This is a genomic window from Catelliglobosispora koreensis DSM 44566 (assembly GCF_000379685.1).
GTDB lineage: Bacteria > Actinomycetota > Actinomycetes > Mycobacteriales > Micromonosporaceae > Catelliglobosispora > Catelliglobosispora koreensis.
In genome coordinates this window covers 22330-44576 of the sequence record NZ_KB903256.1, presented here as the reverse complement: position 1 = coordinate 44576, position 22247 = coordinate 22330, and the positions used below count along the sequence as shown (strand labels likewise).

Here is a 22247-nt window from a genome sequence, read left to right as displayed (position 1 = left end):
GATCAAACAGGCGTCTCAACAGCCCACATAAACGGGACGTGGCTGTTTATGTAAGCCTCGCCCGACGTTGAGGCCTGGGGATCGTTGTCCTGTTTGGACATTTCGACGATGACCTGAAGCCAGAAGCGCCACCGTTCACCGGCGCTGGCGAAGACTTGAAGCTCCTTGCTCGTGTAGTGCCCCTGGCCGGTCATCCAGCCGTAGCCTTCGCCGGTGACGGTCGAGCGGCGGAAGAGGTCGACGGTGTGGTCACGGAAGTCGTCCCAGTTGCCGTTGGAAGGATTGAGTTTCTGAGCCACGAGGCGCAGTGCGCCGCGGCAGAAGGCGGAGTTGGGATTGCCAAACGCGGTCGGCACGTCGGTGCGGTGGCCCCACCAGAAGTCCACGGCCGGGCCGAACTCGATGGTGCAGTAGGTATGCGCCGATGTCACTTCGATGCCGATCGCTGGGAACGCGATTCCCTTGGCCGGGCCGCTTTGGCGGACGAACTCGCTGCGGGCGGAGAGCAGGCCGGTGTCCTTGTTGGCGAATCTGATCTGGTCAACACCGTCGCCTGGTTTGCCGACTTGAGACAACGAGTAGCGGCGGTCCGGCGAGCCGGGGACCTCAGCTGGCAGGTACAAGTCCTGGAGCAGTTTGGAAGCCGAAGACCGCTCCCCGAGCGAGTGTGAGTAGCGCAGGCTGCCCTTCAGATCGAGGTTTAGCTGGCCCTCGATCTCAGAGAGCAGGGCCGCGCGGCGGTCCGTCGCTTCTTCGGCGGTCAGCTCACCCAGGGCAACGAACCGGTCGAGTTCTGCCAGCGGGACGAAGGTGCGCTCCAGGGAGCCGCTGCGGCCCGGGCCTACCTGCACTTCATCGATGGTGTCCATGGTTCACAGGGTGTCATCTGGTCCCAGGCTCGTCCGGTGAACGCTAGACATCTGACACTGAAGCGGTAAGGCAAACGAGGGTGTCCTCGTGTACCTGCGCCGTGAGGGTCAACCCGGCGCGGGTGAGGTGGCTGCGGATGCGGTCGGCGATGCCACCGGCCACTGCCGCTGGACGCTCGAAAATGATGACCAGTTTGCCCTGCGCGGCAAGGAACTTCGCCGCCCGGCGCATCATGGCGGACGGGTCGCCGAGCCAGAACAGGCTCACGTTGATCGCGAAGATCTTGTCGAAAGCCTGCCGTGTGAAGTGGGCGGAGGCGAAGTCCGCGGCTTCGATCGTGGCCAGCCCCGAGGCGATGTAGCTGGAGTTGCGCTCACGGGCGATCCGGATCATGCCGGGCGACCGGTCTATGGCGGTGATCGCGCCAGTGGTCAGCCGCTCACAGATGATCTCCGTGGTGATGCCGCTTCCGCAGCCAATTTCGAGCAGACGGTCACTCGGGGCGGCAGCGATCTGGCTGGCTGCCCAGTGATACCGGCGGGGTCTGCTAAGAGGTGGATTCTTCGTCATCCTCGTTTTCGTTCTCGGGTGGTCCTTCGGGTTCGGGCAGATCGGCGAGGCCAGCGACTTTTTCCTTCTGGCTGCGCATGTCCTCTACCTGGCTTGCATCGAGCGAGGCGTTCTGGTTGATCGACATAGACCAAATCTAACGCCGGTCACGCTGCGCTTCAGCGATTCGCTTGAACGCTTGCTTGAATTCGGCGTAGGCGCTCTTGCCGATCAGCCGTGCGTGCCGTTCCTCGATCGCGGCCATGATCGCGTCGGAGCGGCGCATTCGTTCCAGTCCATGTGCCGTGGGCACGATCAGTTTCGCACGGCGGTCTTGCGGGTCTGGCTGCCGCTCGACGCAGTCCATCGCGACAAGTTCGTCGATGAGGGTGCCGACGACTTGTTTGTGCTGGCCCGAAAGCTGCGCCAGCTCTGTGGCGCGAGTGCCTTCTTCGTCCAAATAGGCCAGCACCGCACCATAACGGGGGCCAAGGGGCGCAAAGCCTTCCTGCTCCATCGTTTCCCCGAGCTCCTGCTGCACGGACAGCAGGAGCCAGCTGGCCAGGATGCCCAGGTCGGGCTCGGCTTGCTTGCGTTCGCTTCGGCGCATACGTAACCCACTTCACAGATAATCACGAAACTTGATAGTCACTAATCTTGACTATCAAGTCTGCTGACCATAGCCTCATCGTATGACAGTTTTGATCACCGGCGCCAACGGCAACGTCTCGAGCGCGGTTATCCAGTCGCTGCAAGCACATGCTGGGCTGAAGGTGCGCGCGATGGTGCGCGACGCGGCAAAGGCGCCGAACATCCCCGGTGTGGAGGTCGTGACGGGTGACCTCGACCATCCCGAGACTCTCACCGAAGCTTTCGCTGGTGTCGACACGCTGTGGTTGCTTAACGCGATGGGTCCACAGGCGCCACATGCCAGTTCCAACGCGGTGTGGGCGGCCCGTGCCGCGGGAGTGCGGCACCTCGTGCGGCTGTCCGCTATTGGGGCTGCTCATGATGCGCCGACAAGGAATGGGCGATTGCATGCTCTGTCCGATGTGGAGGCACTGGAGTCGGGCATCGCCACGACCATTATCCGGCCCGCGTTCTTCATGCAGAACCTCATCGGCTCCGTCTCGGGTGGCGTGCTCTACCACGCGATAGGGCAGGGGCGGATCGGCATCATCGACATCCGTGACATCGCGGACTTCGGGGCGCACATTCTGGCTAACCCTGACGCTCACGCCGGCCGCGTTTACACCCTGACCGGGCCGCAAAGCGTCTCGATGGCGGACGCCGCGCAAACGCTGACGGACGCGCTCGGCAAACCCGTTACGGCACAGGAGATTCCGCCACAGGCAGCGGTCGAAGGCATGAAGGCGGCCGGTTTCCCCGCGTGGGTGGCTGAGGTAAGTGGACTGGAGTATGGCGCGGCCTACGCCTCTGGCTGGGGCGACTACACCACGCCCGACTTTACGAGCGTGACCGGCAAACCCGGGCGGACACTGGCTGAGTTCGCCCGCGATCACAGCGCTCTGCTTGCCGGGTAGGGGAGGCCCTACCGCGGATGCGGTTGCCTGCGTCAGTGACCGTGACGCGGTTCCCGGTGAATAGTTCGGGTATGACGGAACGACGCGTGGTACACATCGCTTTTGGACTGTGGGTTTTCGCCTTAGCGGCAGGCATTTTCGAGACCGCGTTAGCGATTTCGCAACTGCCTGAGGGGGAGTCCTATACGGTGGCGGTCATCGCCCGGGTGGCCGTCACGGCGGTCGCGATGTTCTTCGCCATCAACATGCGAGCCGGGCGAAACTGGGCCAGGATCACTTTGGCGCTGGGGCTGGGCTTACTTGGTACCCTCTCGCTGGTTTTAGAGCCCCTGCAATGGATTTTCGCGGGCAACGATCTCCCGGCGGCCATCGACAGAGCGAGCACCGCGACTCTCGTGTTCGCTGGAAGCCGTACGCTGCATCTGCTGGCGGTGCTGACGGCGACCGTGCTGATGTTCGTGCCAGCGGCGAACGCCTATTTCCGCCCAACGCTGAACAGGTTGTCGCGGGCATCGTGAACGGCGCGGTTGATGGCTCCGCTCAGCACAGGATTTCCTTGCAGGGCGGAAAGCAGCACCGGCGGTGTTGGAATCGTCATCGTGTGCAGGCGCTCCTGAATCAAGGCGCGCAACGGTTCTGCCCCGATGCTGAGCACACTGCCCGCGAGGATGACGACCTCGGGGTCAATGACGCCAACAACTCCGGCTAAGCCAAGGGCGATGCGGGAGGCCAGTTCACTGAACGCGGAGTGGGCACGCTGGGCCGTCTCGGTGGCCGGGGCATCCCACGCCCGGGAGGCGGCTTTCATCGCCGCCGTCGGGTTCGCTCCCCGAAAGCCATGCTGGCGAAGGAGTTTCAGCACGGCCGGTCCGCCCGCTAAGGCGTGAAAGCCATAGTTGGCGGGCCGGTCGGAAACTTGGGGGATCGGGGCGCCGGGCACGGGAATGTAGCCGATTTCGCCGGCGCCACCGGTGAAGCCGCGATAAAGCTCGCCGTTGAGAAACAGCGCCATGCCGAGCCCATCGGCCGCCCACAGCAGAACAAAATTGCGATGGGCCCGCGCGGCTCCATGCGCGCGTTCGGCGAGAGCGACGAGATTGACATCATTTTCAATCGCGACTGGTACCCCGAGAGTCTCCCGCAAAGTCTTAGCCACCGCCGGAATCTGCCACTCCGGCAGGTGTGCGGCGAAGCCGAGCCGCCCGGTGACCGGGTTGAGCGCTCCTTGCACCCCGATCACGGCGCTGTGAATGCTCGCGCGGGGCAGGCCGGCTTCACGGCAAGCTCCCTCAAGCGCGGCATCGAGCGCCTCGGCGACACTCTTGTCCTCTGGCGGGCTGAAGCAAAAGCTGCCTTTCACGGTCCCCGTGACGTCAGCGATGACCGCGTCAATCATCCCGGGCGTGGCATCGAAGCAGGCAACGTGGGCGATGTCCGGGTTGATGCGGTAGACCTCCGCCGCCCGGCCCGGGCCTCCTTCGCGGATCCCCTCGGGGATCACGAGACCAGCTTCCTGCAGGCGGCTGAGGAGTTGCGAAGCGGTGGGTTTGGACAGTCCTAACAGGGCACCGATCTCGGGACGCGTCAGTGGCCCGCGATCTGCCAGCGCCTGAAGCGCCGCGCGGTCATTGACGGCGCGGATCAGGTTGGGTGCCGCTTGTCCCATGACGCTCCTAAGTTAGGGAACTTAACTACAGTACCGCAAGATCGCAGAATCCAATGTTGACAGTTTTGCATTCCGGGTCTTCAATGGCAGGACCGATAGTTAGTTGGGTTTACTAACTAAGCTTCTCCACCCGGGAGAGATCATGGAACCGCGTCATCGGAAACGGCTGGCCGGGGTGCTGGGGATCGCCCTGATCTGCCAGCTCATCGCCGCAGCGCCCTCTGCGGCAGCCGAAGTCCTGCTCTCGCAAAACAAACCGGTGCTCACTTCGTCCAACGAGGACAGCACCATGACCGGCCCTAAGGCAGTGGATGGCAATGCCGCCACCCGCTGGGCCTCCGTGGAAGGCGTGGACCCGCAATGGATCCGCGTTGACCTCGGCTCTGTCCGCGCTGTCTCCCGCATCAAGCTGAACTGGGAGGCGGCCTACGCCAAGACCTACCGCGTCGAGTTCTCCAACGACGGCACTACCTGGACGACGAAGTACACCACGAGCGCCGGAACGGCTGGGATCAAGGAGATCACCACCGCGACCGGCGACACCCGCTACGTCAGGGTGTATGGCACCCAGCGGGGAACGGCCTATGGCTATTCGCTATGGGAGTTCGAGGTGTACGGAACAGACAGCACCCCGCCGCCCGACACTCTGCTGTCGGCTGGCAAGCCCGCGACCGCCTCGTCAACGGAAGCCTCCGGCTTCGGCCCGGAGAAGGCGGTCGACAGCAACACGACCACCAGGTGGGCTTCGCTGGAAGGCGCTGACCCGCAATGGCTGCGAGTCGACCTCGGCAGCACGGCCACCATCACGCGCGTCAAGCTGAACTGGGAAGCCGCCTACGGCAAGGCCTACACGGTTCAGGTGTCGCCAGATGGGAACACGTGGACCACCGCCGTCACGGTCACCAATGGAAATGGTGCGATTGACGAACACACGGGACTGTCCGTGCAGGGCCGGTATGTGCGGGTGCACGGAACGCAACGCGGCACCGCCTATGGCTACTCCCTGTGGGAGTTCGAGGTGTTCGGCACGGCCGGAAATCCACCGGCGACCAAGCTGAAGTGGGCGGGTGTCCGGTCGTCGACCTACGGCATCCGTGACGGGGCACAGATTCCCTTCCCGACCTCAGCGCAATGGGAATCGGCGATGAAGACCATGTCGGGCTACTTCCCCGGCTCCACTCCGTCGGCCTCGATCTGGCTCGTCGGTGAAGTGGACTTCGCCAATCACGGGATGGTGCTTGAGTTCCCGCGGCCCAACGACGGCGTGAACTACGGTCCGCTCTATCAATTCCAGACGGCCGACAAGCACGAACCGTATCTGTCCTATTTCGACACTCACGGCATCGGTGTCTACCTGCAGATCGAGCCGGGCGACGCGGATATTCCGACGCTCATCGACCTGGTGCTCAACCGCTACAAACACCACCCGAGCGTGCTTGGCCTAGCCATCGACGCCGAGTGGATTAACAAGACGAGCGCCACTGACATCGAGACGCCGGTCTCCAACGCGCAAGCGCAAGCGTGGGAGCAGCGGGTCAAGGGACACAAGGCTGGGTACCGGCTGATCCTCAAGCACTTCAATGAGGCCAACCTGCCGCCGACCCACCGTGGCGACATCATCTTCGTGTGCGACGACGAACTCAACGGCACCTACGCGACGTTCCTCGCCGAGCACAAGAAGTTCGCTGACCACTTCTATCCCAGCGACGTCATGTTCCAGATCGGTTACCCGTCTGACCGTCCTTGGTGGAGTCAGCGTCCCACACCCATTCCGCAAAGTATCGGCCGGGACTTGTCGGCGCAGACCCGGCAGAACCACGGCGTGCTCTGGGTCGACTTCAGCATTGACGATCCGCTCATTGACCTGATTCCCAACGGTGGCGGCGGCGGTTCGTTCGTCGTGGTCGCCGCGGGAGATATCGCGGGCAGCTGCCGGGCTAGTGACGGATTGGCATGTGAGCATGAGCGCACAGCGCGTCTCGTGGAGTCGATCAACCCGACCTGGGTGCTGACCGCTGGCGACAACCAGTACGACGAAGGAACGCTCAGCGAATTCAACAACTACTACAACACGACGTGGGGCCGGTTCAAGGCGAAGACGAAACCGACGCCAGGCAACCACGAGTACGCCGAAGGCGAATCCAACGCCGAAGGTTACAAGGCGTACTTCGGCAACATCGCCATGCCGAACGGCACGACGTATTACAGCTTCAACCAAGGCAACTGGCATTTCATCGCCCTCGACTCTGAGATCTCGATGTCGAACAGTTCGGCTCAGCTCAACTGGCTGCGCGCGGATCTGGCGGCTAACACCAAGCGCTGCGTCGCCGCCTACTGGCACAAGCCGCTGTTCAACTCGGGAAGCAAGGGTTATGACCCGAGGAGTCTGCCCGCGTGGCAGGCGCTCTACAACGCTGGCGCCGACCTCATCATCAACGGTCACGATCACGTTTATGAGCGGTTCACCCCGCAGAACCCCAACGCTGGTGCCGATGTCGCGGGTCCTGTCGCGATAACCGTCGGCCTCGGCGGTGCGGACAACTACTCCTTCGAATACCCAGTGGCGCCAAACAGTGTCAAGCGGATGACCGACCTCTACGGCGTGCTGAAGCTGACCCTGACGGACACCACGTTCACGGGTCAGCTCGTCGATGACAGCGGCGCGGTGCGCGACACCACGCCGACCTACACCTGCCACTAATCCCGAGGAAGAGTCATGTATCTGGCCAGCACCGTCCGTCCAACACCGACAGTCCGCACCGGGACAAAGGTCGCCGGAACGGTGCTGGCCCTGGGCACGGTCAGTCTCATCACCGATGTGTCGGCGGAGATGGTCACCGCTGTCCTGCCGCTCTACTTCGTGGTGGGACTTGGCCTAAGCCCATTGCAGCTCGGTTTCCTTGACGGGCTGTACACCGGTGCCTCCGCGTTGTCGCGCCTCGCGGGCGGGCACTTGGCTGACCGGTGGCGACGGCGCAAAGCTGTCGCCACCGGCGGTTACGCGACGTCGGCGGTGACGAAAGTGTTGCTGCTGCTCGCGGGAAGCTCCGTGCCGGCCCTTGGTGCCGTCCTCGTGGCCGACCGCGTGGGCAAGGGGCTGCGCACCGCGCCCCGGGATGCCTTGATAGCAGCCAACAGCACGCCCGCGACGATGGGCCGCTCGTTTGGTGTGCACCGCGCGATGGATACCGCTGGGGCGCTTCTTGGACCGTTGCTGGCGTTCGCCTTGCTGTGGTTTACCACAGGCGCGTATGACGCGGTTTTCGTCACGAGTGCCTGCATCGCCCTGGCCGGAGTGATGGTGCTGGTGCTGTTCGTTCGCGAGCAACGCGCGCCGGCCATTGCCACGCAGCGCGTGCCGCTGTTACGTGACCGCAGGTTCCGTCGCGTATGCGTGCGCAGCACGGCTCTGGGTCTGGTGACCATCGGGGACGCGTTCGTCTTTCTTCTGCTACAGCAAAGATTCGGCTTCGATATCGCCCTGTTTCCCTTGCTGCCGTTGGTAAGCGCGCTTTCCTTTCTGCTGCTGGCGGTTCCGCTTGGCCGGCTCGCCGACAGGCTGGGCCGGTGGCAGATATTCATTGGCGGGTACTTGATACTCGCCGCCGTCTACACGTTGCTCCTCACGACCGTCGCCAGTCCCGTGGTGCTGATCGGCTGCCTGATCCTGCACGGCGCCTTCTATGCCGCCACCGATGGCGTGCTCGCCGCCGCGGTCGCCGAAGTCGTGCCCGAGTCCGCACGCGCCACTGGTTTGGCGATCGTCGCCACCGGACAGTCGCTGGGCCGTTTCGCCGCGACCATCGCGTTTGGAGCGATGTGGACCTGGTGGGGCCCCAACCGTGCGCTGACAGTCATGCTCGGCCTCCTAGCCGTGGCCGTCGTAGCCATGTCGCTCACACGTCAGCGTCTGCCGCAGGACGCGTCATGAAGGCAGCCGGCCGCAGCGCCGGAAGCGGCGCTGCGCGAAGGAATTCGAGGAGGCAAGGATGAGTAGCCGTAAGCGGTTCGGAACTCTGGCAGCAGTTGGCGTGCTGCTAGCCACCGTCGCGGTGGCTTATACCGTGCAGGCGGCTAACCGGGCGGCGCCCGCTGACGTGACGGCGATCGACCTGGCGCAGCCAGGGCAGATCCTGTTCCGCGACACCGCCTCGGGACGGGCCGCCGCGGTCGCGATAGGCGATCCGGGCGGACCGCGCAGCGTTAGTGCCTGGGCGTGCGACCGCGTTTACGCCGCTGCCGCTACGGCGGTTTGCCTACAGCCCACGGCCGGCTTGACGCCGGCCTTCGCCGCCGTCGTGCTGGACCGTTATCTCGCGGAGGTCAGCCGTGCGCGGCATCCGGGAATTCCCAACCGGGCGAGGGTCGGCTCAGGTGGCAGTCATGTCGCATTCACCGCCTTCGTCACCGGTCACTCGTATGCGAAAGAAGGCTTTTCCACGAGAACGTCAATTGTGGACATCGCCAACAACCGGACCTACGGCGATATCGAGACGCTGCAGATCTACCACGAAGGACGCAAGATCAGCACGCTGGACGTGAACCTTTGGGGCGTAACTTTCGCCGCGGATGGCAAACGGTTCTACGCCAGCATGTCGACGGGCGGCAAGACCTATCTCGTCGAGGCGGACATCGCGACGTGGGAGGCGCGCACTTTGCGGGAAAACGCGGAGTGCCCGTCGCTGTCACCGGACGGGCACCACATCGTGTTCAAGAAACGGGTCTCCGATGACGGGGCGCGGCCGTGGCAGCTTTATGTGCTCGATCTGCGTTCACGTGCTGAGTGGGCTTTGCCTAGTACGCTCAATGTTGATGATCAAGCGGCGTGGCTGGATGAGAAAACGGTGATGTATTCACTGCTGCGCGAAGATGGCGGAACTGACATCTGGGCCTCAGCCGTGACCGGCCAGAGCCCGCCTAAGCTGCTGATCGCCAATGCCAGTTCGCCATCGGTGCTATAGGAGCGTCTGCCAGTAGTCCCAGAACTCGATGCCGATGAGCGCGGCGATGATAAGCAGCCATGCCGTCAGGATCAGCCCGTGATAGCTGAGCAGGGTCTTGTGGTTGCGTAGCGGAATGACTCCGAAGTGGAGGTTGCGCAAAAGGGTGTACCAGAAGATGGTGATCATCACGATCCAGACCACCATGCAGTAGGGGCACAGCGCCCCGATACGGTAAAGGCTTTGGTAGATAAGCCAATGCACGAAGACGAGGCCGAAAACCGTGCCTGTCTGCAACCCTAGCCACACCCAGCGGGGCAGCCGGACTCCAGCGAGCACGAGCACGCCGATCGTGATGACGACGGGGAAAGCGGCCACCCCGATGAGCGGGTTGGGGAAACCGAAGGCCTCCGCCTGACTGGTTTGCATCACCGATCCGCATGACAGCAGTGGATTGATGCTGCACGTGGGAACGTAGGCGGGATTCTTGATGAGGCTGATCTTCTCCACGATCAGGGTGAAGGCGGCGAGAAAGCCCACCGCTCCACCGATCGTCAGCACCCACCCGCTAATCCTTGCGGCGAAAGGGGTTTCCGCCCGGTTCATGAGGCCAGCGCCTCGTCGATCGCCTTCTTGAGGTTGTCGTAGGTCGGCGTGGTCGTCAGCTTCTTGCCGTTGAGGAAGAAGGTCGGCGTGCCTGTCACCTTGACCGTCTTCGCGTCGGTGACTTCGGCCGTGATGAAGCTGGAGGTGGCTTGGGCGGCGACGTCGGTTTTGTAGCGGGTCATGTCGAGGCCAAGCTCGGTGGCGTATTGCTCAAACGTGGCGGCCTGGTCGGTTTCCTTGCCGCCCCAGGAGCCTTGCGACTCGAACAGTTTCTTATACATGGCCTCGAACTTGCCCTGGTTTGCCGCTGCCTGAGCCGCGCTCGCGGCCGGGATGGCGTTCTTGTGCCCGGTCAGCGGGAACAGCCGCACGACATAGGTGATGCGCCCGGCGTATTCCGTGCGGATCCTCTCCACCGAGGGGTAGGCCGCCGCACAAGATGGACACTCGAAGTCGAGGAATTCGACCAGGGTCACCTTGCCATCGGCGGCGGCCGACAGCTTGTGCGAGTTGGCCCGCACGAGTTGTTCAGCGGCGGCGGCTGGTTCGTCGCGATTGGACCACCAGATGATGCCGACGATCACCAGCACCAGGCCGATCAGCCCGGCGGTGAACTTCATGTTGGGACTGAGGCGCACCGAACGTGCCGGAGGCTTGGCGACAGCAGCCGCCTTAGCTGGCGGGCGATTGCGTGACTTCTGGCGCTTCTTGGGCGGCATCCCCAGTACCCTCTTCTTCTCCCGTTGGAAGTCCGGCGGCGGCGACTTTACCCCGGCTGCCTGTGGGAGCCAGCTTGAAGCAAGCTGTGAATCAGCTGTTAGGCCGTTCTAATAGGACGGTGCGAGCGCGAAACCAAGGACCGCCAGGGTCAGCAATAGGAGGAATACGGCTCCTGTGGTCAGCAAAGGAAGCCGCCTGGGCGGGGGCTGAGCTGGAACCCACCAGGCGGGTGGGATCGCCTTGCGCCGGCGAATCTCGGCGCGCACGGCCTTGTTCGCCAATTCCCAGGTGTCGCAATGGTAAATCCAGTCCTCTGAGCCGGAGTCGGCGGGAAATCGCTGGCGCAGAAGCACTAACCGGGCGAACAAGGTCTCATCGCTCACGAGCCGAAGGTCACGAAGGATGGGGTCGGACATCTGGCCTCCTGAAAAGGACGATCCCGGCCGGATGAATTTATCGCCTAATGTCCGAAAAGTCATTAGTTAAGGGCTAACGCGGAGTGAGTGAATGGGCTCTGTAATGTGACGCCATGGCCGATCGTGTCTACCCGCCCGTCATCGTTCTCGCGAAGACGCTTTTTCGGGCGCTTGATTTGCGCATCACGGTGGAAGGTGGCGAACACATCCCCCGTGAAGGCGGAGCGGTGCTGGCCATCAATCACATCAGCTATCTCGACTTCATCTTTGGCGGCTTTGGCGCGCAACCCTCTAAGCGGCTCGTGCGGTTCATGGCGAAGCAAGAGATCTTCGCCAACAAGATCGCCGGGCCACTGATGCGTGGGATGCATCACATCCCCGTGGATCGTGAGGCGGGCATCGGGTCATACAAGGCGGCGCTCGCGGCATTGAAGGCGGGAGAGGTCGTCGGGGTGTTTCCCGAGGCGACCATTAGCCCCTCGTTCACGGTCAAGGAAATCAAGAGCGGTGCGGCCCGGATGGCCGCTGCCGCAGGCGTTCCGCTCATTCCGATGGCCCTTTGGGGAACCCAGCGGATGTGGACAAAAGGCCGGCCACGCAAGCTTTTTCAGCGCCACCTTCCGATCTCCATCATCGTCGGCGAGCCGATGCACCCCGGGCGCCGCGACAACCAGGACGAACTCGCCGCTGAGCTGCATAAACGCATGTCCGCGCTGCTCGACCGGGCACAGCGTGACTACCCGGATAAGCCGAAAGGCCCAGACGATTCCTGGTGGCTTCCAGCGCACCTGGGAGGGACCGCTCCAGAACCAACGCTGGCTACGGAACCGTAGGTTACGGTACCGTCGGTTGCGTGAGCCTTGCTTTGCTGCGCGAACTGGAACCCGTGGTGGAAACCAACCTCAACCGTCACTTTGCTACCGCGAAGGAGTGGTTTCCGCACGAATACGTGCCGTGGAGCCAGGGTGAGGACTTTGACGGCGTGCTCGGGGGGCGCGCGTGGGAGCCGGGACAGTCGAAACTTTCCGACGTCGCCCGCACCTCGCTGATCGTGAACCTGCTGACCGAAGACAACCTCCCGAGCTATCACCACGAGATCGCCACGATGTTTGGCCGTGACGGCGCGTGGGGCACCTGGGTGCACCGGTGGACGGCTGAGGAAGGCAGACACGGTATCGCTATCCGCGACTACCTGCTGACCACCCGCGCGGTCGACCCGGTCGAACTCGAGCGCGCCCGCATGACCCACATGGGCGCGGGGTTCGAAACCGACCACCCCGACAGCACGCTGCACGGCATCGCTTATGTGTCCTTTCAGGAGCTGGCGACGCGCGTCGCCCACCGCAACACGGGACGCATCAGTGAAGACCTCGTGTGCGACCAGCTGCTGCAGAAGATCGCCGCGGATGAGAACCTGCACATGCTCTTCTACCGCAATCTGCTCGCGGCTTCGTTTGAGCTGTCGCCAGATGACACGATGCGCGCGATCCGCGATGTGGTGCTGGAGTTCCAGATGCCGGGCCACGGCATCGAGAACTTCGGGCGCAAGGCCGTGCAGATCGCCATGGCGGGCATCTACGACCTTCGCATTCACCACGACGAGGTGGTCTTGCCGATCCTGCGCCAGCTCAACATCATGGGCCGCGAAGACCTATCTGGTACGGGCAACGCCTACCGCGACGAGCTAGCGGCCTTCATGACCGAGCTGGACCGCAACGCCACCCGGTTCGAAGAGCGCCGCGCCGCGATCCAGGCCAGGCGCAACGCCTAACGGCAACTGCCGAGTGCTCCGAGATCGAGTGCTTCGGTCGTGTTGTCGACGTGAAGGCCGGGCTGTTTGCCGCCTGACTGCACGTAGAGCTGAGTGCCGACCGTGACGACGCCGAGCCCATGCCGTGGTGTGGGCAACGGCGGAAGTGCTTGCCAAGAACCGGAGGCGAGGTCGAACAGCTCGACTTCGGGGAAAGTCGCCTGAGCCTCACCGCCGGCGGCGATGAGCGCTCCGGTGCAGAGGGCCGCCGCTGACATGCCACCGCGGGGTGTCGGCATCGCCGGTCCAGAGGACCATTTCTGGGTACGCGTATCAAAGATCTCAAGCGCCCCAAGGTTGCCCGCCGCGGCGGTTCTCCCGCCGACTGTGTATACGCGACCGTCAAACCCAGCCCCGCCAAGGTGTTCGCGTGGCGTCGGCATGCCCGGTGCCGTGGACCACTGCCGCGTCACGGTGTCGTAGACGAGCATGCTCGCCGCCAGCGAACCGCCCGCACCGATCCCGCCGGCGAGATAGACCCGCTCGCCCACAACGGCCGCTGTCGCCGCCGCCCGCGGCTCCGGAAGGTCCGGGATGGACTGCCAGCCACCGTCCGTTAACCGGAATGCTCCCGCGAAGGACTGATTGAACTTGTCGTAGCCACCAAAGACATAAACAGTCCCGGAAACGGTCGCCGCCATGGCGTGATTGACCGGCACGGGCAGCTCCGGCCCGGTGGTCCAGCGGTCTGCTGTCGTGTCATAAACCTCTACCGTGCCGACTGTCGCGCCGTCCGCCTGGTACCCACCGGCGACATAGATCTTCTTATCCAGCACGGTCGCGGCGACTTCGGTGCGTGAAGAGGGCGACGGGCTGAGGGTCCGCCAAGCGAGCGGCGCCCCACTCGCGGCAGGAGGAAGCGGCTTGGGGCTCGCGTCACATGCCCCAAGCGCTAACAAGACCGACAAGCACAGCCACGCTCGCATAGGCGCCAGCCTATCCCCGCTAGCTGACTTCGGTAAGCATGTAGCCAACCGACTGGAATTCGCGCACGTAACCGCCGGTCTCGACGACCGCCAGCCCGGCTTCGAGGCGAACCGTGGCCGGACCGCTCAGTTGCAGCAGCCGCTTGGCGTAAACCCGTTGCTCCTGCTTGCCTTCCGGTGTCGTGCACGTCAGCACGGCAATGGCGTCGCGACATTCCCAGACGCGCTGTGACCGTCCACAAACGACAGTGTGCCGCCGGTGTCGCAGGGGTCCTTCTTTTGTCCACCGAAGACACTGAACGATGACTCACGCAGATCGCCTTAGGCCGGGTAATAGTCGCCTTTCGCGAAGGCTTGTTGCCGGGCACGGGAGCGAAAGCGGTGCGATGCCAGTGGAAGCGCCAGCGTTGTTCCTGGGTCGTGCTTTCGCTGTCGTGCGCTTCGGCTACCAAGTCACCGTCGACCGCGTAGAACCGGTCGAAATGCGCGAGACCCGGGACGTATCCGAGCACGGTGAAGGTGCTTTTCCGTCTGCTTGACGACCAGCAGTCCCGGCGGGACCTCCGTCGGGCCACAGTGCAAGGAAGCAGGATCTCGTCACCGGGCTGCCCGCCGACGTTGGCGAAGATTTCTTCCGTTCCCCGCCTGTCCTTGAAGGTGACCTAGCCCGCTGGGCGATTCAAGGCCGTTATAGGGAAAGCCGGAAGGTCAATCGTCATCGCGCGCAGGTGGGCGACCGTACCGTCATCAAGGAACTTCACGTTCCCTGCTGGATCCGCGGCCGGCTGGTTGCAATCAATGTAGAACCGAGGCCCTAAAGTAGCGGGCATGATCCGGCTGCCGGCCCTTGCCCGCAATCCGCTGCAGGCTATTGGCACGAGACTCATCGCCGCGGTGGGGCTGATTCTCTTCATTGTCACCGTGGTTTACCTAGACCGCGATGGTTACCGCGATGGCAACGGGGACGGGCTGACGCTCCTGGATTGCTTTTACTACACCGTCGTTTCCCTGTCCACGACCGGCTATGGCGACATCACCCCGGTGACGCCAGAGGCCCGGCTGATCAACGTTTTGCTGATCACTCCGGCACGGGTGCTCTTCCTCATCATCTTGGTCGGCACGACCTTGCAAGTGCTGACGGAGCAATACCGCGACTCGGTCCGCCTCGCCCGATGGAGAAAGAAATTGAATAACCACATCATCGTGTGCGGTTACGGCACCAAGGGCCGCTCCGCCGTTCGCGCGCTCATCGAAAACGGAACGGACCGCAAGGCGATCATCGTCGTCGAGCCCGATAAGAACGCCGCACGTCAAGCACTCTCCGATGGGCTGGTGGTCATCGAGGACAGCTCCACGAGCTCTGCCGTGCTCACGCAAGCGCACGTTCGCGACGCGCAAGCCGTGATCATCGCGACGAACAGCGATGAAGCGGCGGTGTTGATCACCCTGACGGTACGGCAGCTGACCGGCGGCAAAGTGCGGATCATCGCGGCCGCCCGGGAAGACGAGAACGCGCCGTTGCTCAAGCAGAGCGGGGCGCACCACGTGGTCGTCTCGTCGTCGAACGCTGGCCGTCTGCTCGGCCTGTCGACCTCGGCACCACCTTTGATCGATGTGGTTGAGGATCTGCTGACGCCGGGCACCGGAATGGCGCTCGCGATGCGCTCAGCGCTGCGGGCTGAGGTCGGGCGGCTGACGAAGGACCTGAGCGAGGTCGTGATCGCGGTCTACCGCCGCGGTCAGATCGAGTCGGCGGCCGGGCCGGTGCCGCTGACCGTGGAGACCGGCGACATGCTGATCTACATCAAGGACTCCAGGTCAGGGGATCATGTCTCCACTGCATGACGACGCGGCCCAGGTCATCGCGGCCTGGCCGCAAAGCGATCCGGTGCGCGAGCGGTTCCTGGACCTGCTTGAGTCGAGCCAGGACGCGATCTGGGCCAGCCATCCGTATGCCCACCTCACCGCCAGCGCCCTCATCGTGCACCCCGGGCTGGAGAAGGTGCTGCTGTGCCTGCACGGCCGGGCGAACAAGTGGATGCAGCTCGGCGGGCACTGCGAGCCGGGAGACTCCACTTTGGCCGAAGCGGCGCTCCGCGAAGCCCGGGAAGAGTCCGGGCTGGCCGACCTCGTCGTGCACCCCGTGCCCATTGACCTCGATATTCACGCGGTGAACTGCCGTCACGGCGGGCAGTTCCATTTCGACGTCCGCTTCGCCATCCTGGCGACCGGCAATACGGACGAGCAGCTCAGCGAGGAATCCCACGCCCTGGGATGGTTTGCCCCCGGCAGCCTCCCGGAGCCGATGGCGCACGCTACGGAACGGCTCATTCCCTTGGCGCTCAAGGTGTTTCGTTAATCGACAGACACGTATTGAAACCCCGCTCACTAGCCCTTAGGCTGACCGGAGTCAATCGGTACAACTGAGACGGTACTTCGGCGAACCGTCCACAGCGGACACCGTTCACAGCAGACTCAGGGAGCTAGTGTGCTGCGCCATCGCCGAAAAGTGTTCCTCCTTGCCATCCCCGCTATGCTGGCCACCTTCCTCGCGGTCATCGCGACGCCAGCGCACGCGGCTTCCTATTCCGTGCTGGTCTTCTCCAAGACGGCCGGGTTCCGGCACGACTCCATTGACGAAGGCATCGCCGCCATTCAGCAATTGGGTGCCGCCAACGACTTCACGGTTGTCGCCACCGAGGACGCGGCCGCTTTCAACGATGCCAACCTGGCTCAGTTCGCCACCGTGGTCTTCCTCTCCACGACCGGCGACGTTCTCGACGCGACACAGCAGTCCGCGTTTGAGCGTTACGTTCGCGCTGGCGGCGGGTTCACCGGTGTTCACGCGGCTTCTGACACCGAATATGACTGGCCATGGTACGGCCAGCTTGTGGGCGCCTACTTCTCGGCGCACCCGAACAATCAGCAAGCCACGATCAAGGTGGAGGACCCGGCCCACCCCTCAACGGCTGGGCTTCCGGCGACGTGGTCGCGCTTTGACGAGTGGTACAACTTCCGCGCCAACCCGCGCGGCAACGTGCACGTGCTCGCGAGCCTGAACGAGTCCACATATTCCCCGGGCACAGGGGCGATGGGTGCCGACCATCCGACCGCGTGGTGCCATGACTTCGATGGCGGGCGATCCTGGTACACCGGAAGCGGTCACACCGCGGAATCGTATGCGGAGCCAAGTTTCCTGGCGCACCTGCTCGGCGGCATCAAGTCCACGGCGGGTGTCGTCGACGCCGACTGCACGGCCACATTGGACGGTTCGTTCGAGAAGGTCACGCTGGACAGCAACACCAGCAACCCGATGGAGCTCGACATCGCCCCCGACGGCCGCGTGTTCTACGTCGAGCGAGACGGCCGCGTGCAGATCATCAAGCCGGACACCGGGCTGACCGTTACCGCGGTCGACCTGGATGTGTTCACGGGCAACGAAGACGGCTTGATGGGACTGCGGCTCGACCCGAACTTCGCCACCAACCACTGGGTCTACCTCTACTATTCGCCCAACGGTGGCGGGCCGAGGAACCTGTTGTCCCGCTTCACGGTTAGCGGTGACACCATCAGCACGGCCACCGAAGAAGTGGTGCTGCAAGTGGACACACAGCGCGACACCTGCTGTCACGCGGGCGGGAGCATGGTCTTCGACAGTGCCGGAAACCTTTATCTGGCAACGGGAGACAACACCAACCCGTTCGAGTCGAGCTCGTTCACCCCGATCGACGAGCGTGCCGGGCGGCAGAACTATGACGCTCAGCGCACCTCGGGCAACACCAATGACCTGCGCGGCAAGATATTGCGGGTCACCCCGCAGGCCGATGGCGGCTACACCGTTCCCGCGGGCAACCTCTTCGCTCCTGGCACGGCGAGCACGCGACCCGAGATCTACGCCATGGGTTTCCGCAACCCGTTCCGCATCGGCATGGACAAGCACACGAACACGTTGCTGGTGGCCGACTATGGACCGGACGCGCAAGCGGCCGACCCGAACAGGGGCCCGGAAGGCACCGTCGAGTGGAACATCGTCACTCCCGGGAACTACGGCTGGCCCTACTGCCACGGCGCTAACTACGCCTACAACGACTACACATTCCCGTCCGGCCCGAGTGGTGCGAAGTTCAACTGTGCCGCTCCGGTGAACAACTCGCCTAACAACACGGGTCTGGCGAACCTGCCGCCCGCCGTTTCGGCCACGGTTGATTACGACTACAGCGGCAATGCGCTGTTCCCCGAGATCGGCGGCGGCGGTGCGCCCATGGGGGGCCCGGTCTACCGTTTCGACGCACAGTCCACTTCGGACCGTAAGTGGCCGGCCTACTACGATGGCAAGGCGTTCTTCGGTGAGTGGAACCAGAACAAGATGTACACGTTCCAGACGTCGCCAGATGTGCGCTCGCTAGTAGACATCAACAATCTGCTCACGAGCATGACGTTCCTGCGCCCGATGGACATCGAGTTCGGGCCGGACGGCGCGCTCTACCTCATCGAGTGGGGCACCGGGTTCGGTGGCAACAACGACAACTCCGGCGTCTACCGCATCGATTACATCGCGGGCGACCGTGCCCCGATCGCCGTCGCTAGCGGGACGCCGACGTCAGGGCCGAGTCCCTTGACGGTGCAGTTCTCCAGCGAGGGCTCGCGTGACCCGGATGGCCAGGAGATCACGTTCTCCTGGGCGTTTGGCGATGGGGCGACCTCGACGGAGGCCAACCCGCAGCACACCTATGCGGCGGCTGGAAACTACACGGCCCAGCTGACGGTTAGGGACACCTCGGATCGCACCGCCGTGGCCAACGTTCCGGTCACGGTAGGGAACACGGCGCCAGCGGTCAGCATCAGCTTCCCGCCCGAAGGAGGGTTCTTCAACTGGGGTGACCAGGTGGAATACACCGTCAACGTCACTGACCCAGAGGACGGGACGATCGACTGTGGCCGGGTCACGCTGCAGGTCTACCTCGGCCACGATGAGCACGCGCATCCGCTGCAGTCCTACACCGGTTGCACCGGCATCGTGCAGACGTCCCTCGCGAGTGGACACGGGGCTGACGCCAACGTGTTCACGGTTTTCGAAGCGACCTACACCGACAACGGTGGCAGCGGTGGCTCGAATCCCTTGACAGGACGGGCGATTGAGCAACTTCAGCCCAAGCGTAAGCAGGCCGAATACTTCTCGGCCACGGGACGTCTCAATGGCAACGGCGGGGGAGACCCCGGTGTCGTCAGGGAAACCACAGGCGACACGCAAGGCGGCTTCCAGAACGTCGGCTTCATCGAGGACGGCGACTGGTGGTCGTTCACTCCCACGAACCTCACGGGAATCGACAGCTTCCAGTTCCGGGCCGCCTCAGGCGGAAACGGCGGGACGCTGGAGGTTCGCAGTGGATCGGCCGATGGCACGTTGCTTGCCTCAGCGGCGATTCCGGGGACGGGGAACTGGCAGGTCTACACCGACGTCACGGTTGACCTGAGCACTCCATCGACGGCGACCGGCCCACTGTTCTTTGTCGCGAGAGGCCCCGCTGGCGGACTGTTCAACGTGAACTGGGTCGACTTCCTCGGCCGCGGCGTGACGGAGAACGCGCCTCCCGTGGTTTCGGCTTCGGCGAGCCCGGTCACCGGTACCCACCCGTTGCTTGTTGACTTCACGGGAACCGCGACCGACCCCGAGGGCGATCTGCCCCTGACCTATGCCTGGGATTTCGGTGACGGTGGCACGGCGGCGACGCTGAACGCGACGCACACCTACACCACGCCGGGCACGTTCACGGCGACGCTGACGGTCACGGATGCCCGTGGCGCCAGTGCTTACAGTTCGGTCGTCATCCGGGTCGAAGCACCCAACAACGCGTGCTTCGGAGCCAGATCCGACCAGTTCAATGGCTCCGCCTTGGACCGTGAGCGCTGGCCGACCATCGTGCGGGAGAACCAGACGTTCTCGGTGTCGGGCGGAAGTTTGCTCCTGCCGACAGCCGTGGGTGACCTCTATGGCGCTCGCAACGACGCGACAAACCTGGTGCTGCAACCAACTCCGGGAGCGGCGTGGCAGGCGACCACGAAGGTGACGCTGGCGACGACGGAGAACTACCAGCAGGCAGGTTTGCTGATTTACGGCGACGACGAGAACTACGCCAAGGTTGACGTCCTGTTCTCCGGGCAGCGCCGGGTGGAGTTCATCCGCGAAACCGCTGGGATGCCACGCAATGAGGCGGCCGACAGCACGACCGCACCGGCAGGCGACACCATCTACCTGCGGCTCACGAGTGACGGCACCAACCTGACAGCCGCCTTCTCTAGTGACGGGCAAACGTTCACGGCGGTTGGAAGGCCAGCGCTACTAGAGGGAATAGTCAATCCCAAGGTGGGCCTGTTCGCGCTCAACGGTGGCACGGTCGCACCGGTCGTGAACGCCGCGTTCGACTGGTTCCAGATCAGCCCCGACGACGTGGTTTCGCCTGACCCTTCAGACGAATTCACGGGAGCCGCGCTCGACAAGTGCCGCTGGGACGCCATCGTGCGGGAGAACACCGCTGGGTACCGGCTCAATGGCGGAAGCCTGACGATCGACATTCCCAACGGTGACATCTATGGCACGGGCAACAGCGGGCCGGCCAACTTCATCCTGCAGAACGCTCCGCAAGGGGACTGGGTCGCCCAGACCAAAGTGGATGGCAGCCAGATGGATGAGCAATACCAGCAGGCAGGTCTGCTGGCCTATCTCGATGACGACAACTACCTGAAGCTCGATTACATCGTGGACAACGTGGCCGGTCAGCCGGTGCTGCGGCGCATCGAGTTCCGCAGCGAAATCGGTGGTGTCGTGCAGAATCCGCAGCCTCAGGCCACGGAACTCACCAGTGCGGTCTGGCACCTGCGGCTGGCGAAGACCGGGAATGTCTACACCGCTTCGTATTCGGCTGATGGACTCACGTGGACAGCCTTCGAGTCGCTCACCAATGCGACGCCAACCAAGATAGGCCTGTTCAGTCTCGGTGCTAACCAGACATCGTCAAACACCGTTTCGTTTGACTACTTCCGCTTGTCGGCAGGGGATCTGGAAGCGCCGGTGACCACCGCGACGGTGACCGGGCCGGTCACGGGAGGGTGGTTCACGGGACCGGCGACGGTCGCGCTCGCGGCCACCGATGCCGGTGGCGTCGCGCGCACTGAGTACCAAGTGGACAGTGCCAGCACGTGGACCGTTTATACCGAGCCATTCCAGGTGACGGGCGATGGCGTGCACACGGTGCGGTTCCGGTCAGTGGACAACGCTGGCAACGTCGAGGACGTCAAGTCCACCGAGGTGAAGATCGATGTGTCCGCTCCGGTGACGACGGCTTCGTTCGCGCCGCCGTCGGACGCCGGCTGGCACAACGGCGCCGTTCCTGTGACGCTGGCGAGCAGTGACGCCGGTTCGGGCGTCACCGCGACCGAGTGGTCGCTCGACGGCGGACCGTGGACGCCTTACACCACAACGGTTTCCGTCATCGGCAACGGCGAGCACGAGCTGCTCTACCGTTCCACTGACGGTGCTGGCAATGTGGAGACGCTGAAGTCGGCCATCCTGAAGATCGATGGAGTCAAGCCCACGGTCATCGTTTCCGGCCTGGCCGACGGTCAGCTCTATGGCGACAGCCAGGATGTGCGCGTCACGTTCCAGGCGGTCGATCCGCTGTCCGGTGTGGCGAGCACGGTGGCCACCTTGGACGGTGCCTCCTACGCCAGCGGCACGCTGCAAGCGATGTTCGAGCTCGATCTGGGCTTGCACGAGCTGGTGGTGACGGCAACCGACAAGGCGGGCAACGTGACGACGGCCAACGTCCGGTTCTTCGTCACGACCTCGTTGCGGGACATGCAATTCCTCATGGACCGGTTCAAGGCGACCGGCTGGCTGTCGGCCAACGCGCACAAGAAGCTGAAGGCCAAGCTCGACGCGGCCCGGGCGGCCGAGGCGAGTGGCAACGACGCCAAGGCGATCACCCAGCTCAAGGCGTTGCGCGCGCTCGCCCTCGATCCGGCCCTCGTGCCCAACACGGAAGTGCGCGACGTGCTCGTCCGTGACGCTGACGCCATGATTGTCCGCCTCGGTGGCACCCCGCCGACCGGAGCGGGCCTGAAGGCCAACGGCGGCAAGGTGCTTAAGGGCGCTGGACGGCTTGAGGAGGACGCCACCCGCGTGAAGCTGTAGTTTATTGAC

General features: G+C 63.8%; 20 protein-coding genes. 10 read left to right on the top strand and 10 right to left on the bottom strand.

Features of this window, described 5'->3' with window-relative positions:
* Window positions 1-2: 2 nt before the first annotated feature.
* From A3E1_RS0116950 to A3E1_RS0116935, 4 genes are read right to left on the bottom strand one after another with little or no spacing between them, the layout of a single operon-like run.
* A complete protein-coding gene (locus A3E1_RS0116950; RefSeq protein WP_020521986.1) occupies window positions 3-869 on the bottom strand; it encodes a hypothetical protein in 867 nt (288 codons plus the stop codon).
* A 43-nt stretch (window positions 870-912) separates the two neighbouring features.
* On the bottom strand, window positions 913-1440 hold the full coding sequence (locus A3E1_RS44820) for a class I SAM-dependent methyltransferase (RefSeq protein WP_020521985.1): 528 nt from the start codon (window positions 1438-1440) through the stop codon (window positions 913-915).
* The gene (locus tag A3E1_RS47155; protein WP_020521984.1) at window positions 1418-1567 is read right to left on the bottom strand and encodes a hypothetical protein; all 150 of its coding nucleotides are present in this window, start codon (window positions 1565-1567) and stop codon (window positions 1418-1420) included. The genes A3E1_RS44820 and A3E1_RS47155 overlap by 23 nt, the downstream gene beginning before the upstream one ends.
* Before the next feature lie 9 nt (window positions 1568-1576).
* Window positions 1577-2029: a MarR family winged helix-turn-helix transcriptional regulator gene (locus A3E1_RS0116935; RefSeq protein ID WP_020521983.1), complete on the bottom strand. Its 453-nt coding sequence runs from the start codon at window positions 2027-2029 to the stop codon at window positions 1577-1579.
* A gap of 82 nt (window positions 2030-2111) precedes the next feature.
* On the opposite strand from A3E1_RS0116935, the gene A3E1_RS0116930 reads away from it, so the two are divergent.
* Together A3E1_RS0116930 and A3E1_RS40685 are read left to right on the top strand one after the other, a co-directional pair.
* Complete coding sequence (locus tag A3E1_RS0116930; RefSeq protein ID WP_020521982.1) at window positions 2112-2963, top strand: NAD(P)H-binding protein; 852 nt, start codon at window positions 2112-2114, stop codon at window positions 2961-2963.
* 71 nt (window positions 2964-3034) lie between these two features.
* Window positions 3035-3481, top strand: a complete 447-nt coding sequence (locus A3E1_RS40685) for a hypothetical protein (protein WP_051105055.1) — start codon at window positions 3035-3037, stop codon at window positions 3479-3481.
* Here A3E1_RS40685 and A3E1_RS0116920 read toward each other — a convergent pair.
* Complete coding sequence (locus A3E1_RS0116920; RefSeq protein ID WP_020521980.1) at window positions 3439-4629, bottom strand: ROK family transcriptional regulator; 1191 nt, start codon at window positions 4627-4629, stop codon at window positions 3439-3441. The two genes, A3E1_RS40685 and A3E1_RS0116920, sit on opposite strands and share 43 nt — an antisense overlap.
* Before the next feature lie 142 nt (window positions 4630-4771).
* Between A3E1_RS0116920 and A3E1_RS47950 the strand changes: the two genes are divergently transcribed.
* Genes A3E1_RS47950 through A3E1_RS0116900 form a run of 3 tightly spaced genes read left to right on the top strand, consistent with a single transcriptional unit; the run spans window position 4772 to window position 9590 of the window.
* The gene (locus A3E1_RS47950; protein WP_020521979.1) at window positions 4772-7330 is read left to right on the top strand and encodes a discoidin domain-containing protein; all 2559 of its coding nucleotides are present in this window, start codon (window positions 4772-4774) and stop codon (window positions 7328-7330) included.
* A gap of 15 nt (window positions 7331-7345) precedes the next feature.
* Window positions 7346-8560, top strand: coding sequence for an MFS transporter (locus A3E1_RS0116905; RefSeq protein WP_020521978.1), 1215 nt, complete (start codon window positions 7346-7348; stop codon window positions 8558-8560).
* 58 nt (window positions 8561-8618) lie between these two features.
* Window positions 8619-9590, top strand: a complete 972-nt coding sequence (locus tag A3E1_RS0116900) for a TolB family protein (RefSeq protein ID WP_020521977.1) — start codon at window positions 8619-8621, stop codon at window positions 9588-9590.
* Here the strand turns inward: A3E1_RS0116900 and A3E1_RS0116895 are convergent.
* From A3E1_RS0116895 to A3E1_RS0116885, 3 genes are all read right to left on the bottom strand, one after another.
* Complete coding sequence (locus tag A3E1_RS0116895) at window positions 9585-10175, bottom strand: vitamin K epoxide reductase family protein (RefSeq protein ID WP_020521976.1); 591 nt, start codon at window positions 10173-10175, stop codon at window positions 9585-9587. The two genes, A3E1_RS0116900 and A3E1_RS0116895, sit on opposite strands and share 6 nt — an antisense overlap.
* Window positions 10172-10795: a DsbA family protein gene (locus A3E1_RS0116890; RefSeq protein ID WP_040391049.1), complete on the bottom strand. Its 624-nt coding sequence runs from the start codon at window positions 10793-10795 to the stop codon at window positions 10172-10174. Before A3E1_RS0116890 ends, A3E1_RS0116895 begins: the two co-directional genes overlap by 4 nt.
* A gap of 207 nt (window positions 10796-11002) precedes the next feature.
* Window positions 11003-11311, bottom strand: a complete 309-nt coding sequence (locus tag A3E1_RS0116885; RefSeq protein ID WP_020521974.1) for a hypothetical protein — start codon at window positions 11309-11311, stop codon at window positions 11003-11005.
* Window positions 11312-11424: 113 nt separating this feature from the next.
* On the opposite strand from A3E1_RS0116885, the gene A3E1_RS0116880 reads away from it, so the two are divergent.
* Both A3E1_RS0116880 and A3E1_RS0116875 read left to right on the top strand, forming a co-directional pair.
* Window positions 11425-12144, top strand: a complete 720-nt coding sequence (locus A3E1_RS0116880) for a lysophospholipid acyltransferase family protein (RefSeq protein ID WP_020521973.1) — start codon at window positions 11425-11427, stop codon at window positions 12142-12144.
* A 20-nt stretch (window positions 12145-12164) separates the two neighbouring features.
* Complete coding sequence (locus A3E1_RS0116875; protein ID WP_020521972.1) at window positions 12165-13082, top strand: acyl-ACP desaturase; 918 nt, start codon at window positions 12165-12167, stop codon at window positions 13080-13082.
* Here A3E1_RS0116875 and A3E1_RS40670 read toward each other — a convergent pair.
* Complete coding sequence (locus A3E1_RS40670; RefSeq protein WP_020521971.1) at window positions 13079-14047, bottom strand: Kelch repeat-containing protein; 969 nt, start codon at window positions 14045-14047, stop codon at window positions 13079-13081. The two genes, A3E1_RS0116875 and A3E1_RS40670, sit on opposite strands and share 4 nt — an antisense overlap.
* Window positions 14048-14066: 19 nt before the next feature.
* A complete protein-coding gene (locus tag A3E1_RS47150) occupies window positions 14067-14243 on the bottom strand; it encodes a hypothetical protein (protein WP_020521970.1) in 177 nt (58 codons plus the stop codon).
* A gap of 632 nt (window positions 14244-14875) precedes the next feature.
* Between A3E1_RS47150 and A3E1_RS0116855 the strand changes: the two genes are divergently transcribed.
* The 3 genes from A3E1_RS0116855 (at window position 14876) to A3E1_RS0116845 (ending at window position 22238) form a co-directional block, all read left to right on the top strand.
* Window positions 14876-15892 carry a potassium channel family protein gene (locus A3E1_RS0116855; protein WP_020521968.1) on the top strand — a complete coding sequence of 339 codons (1017 nt, stop codon included), beginning with the start codon at window positions 14876-14878 and terminating at the stop codon, window positions 15890-15892.
* Entirely contained in the window at window positions 15876-16406 is a 531-nt protein-coding gene (locus tag A3E1_RS0116850; protein ID WP_020521967.1) for an NUDIX hydrolase, read from the top strand. Before A3E1_RS0116855 ends, A3E1_RS0116850 begins: the two co-directional genes overlap by 17 nt.
* A gap of 129 nt (window positions 16407-16535) precedes the next feature.
* On the top strand, window positions 16536-22238 hold the full coding sequence (locus A3E1_RS0116845; protein WP_322786261.1) for a ThuA domain-containing protein: 5703 nt from the start codon (window positions 16536-16538) through the stop codon (window positions 22236-22238).
* The last annotated feature ends 9 nt before the right edge of the window (window positions 22239-22247 follow it).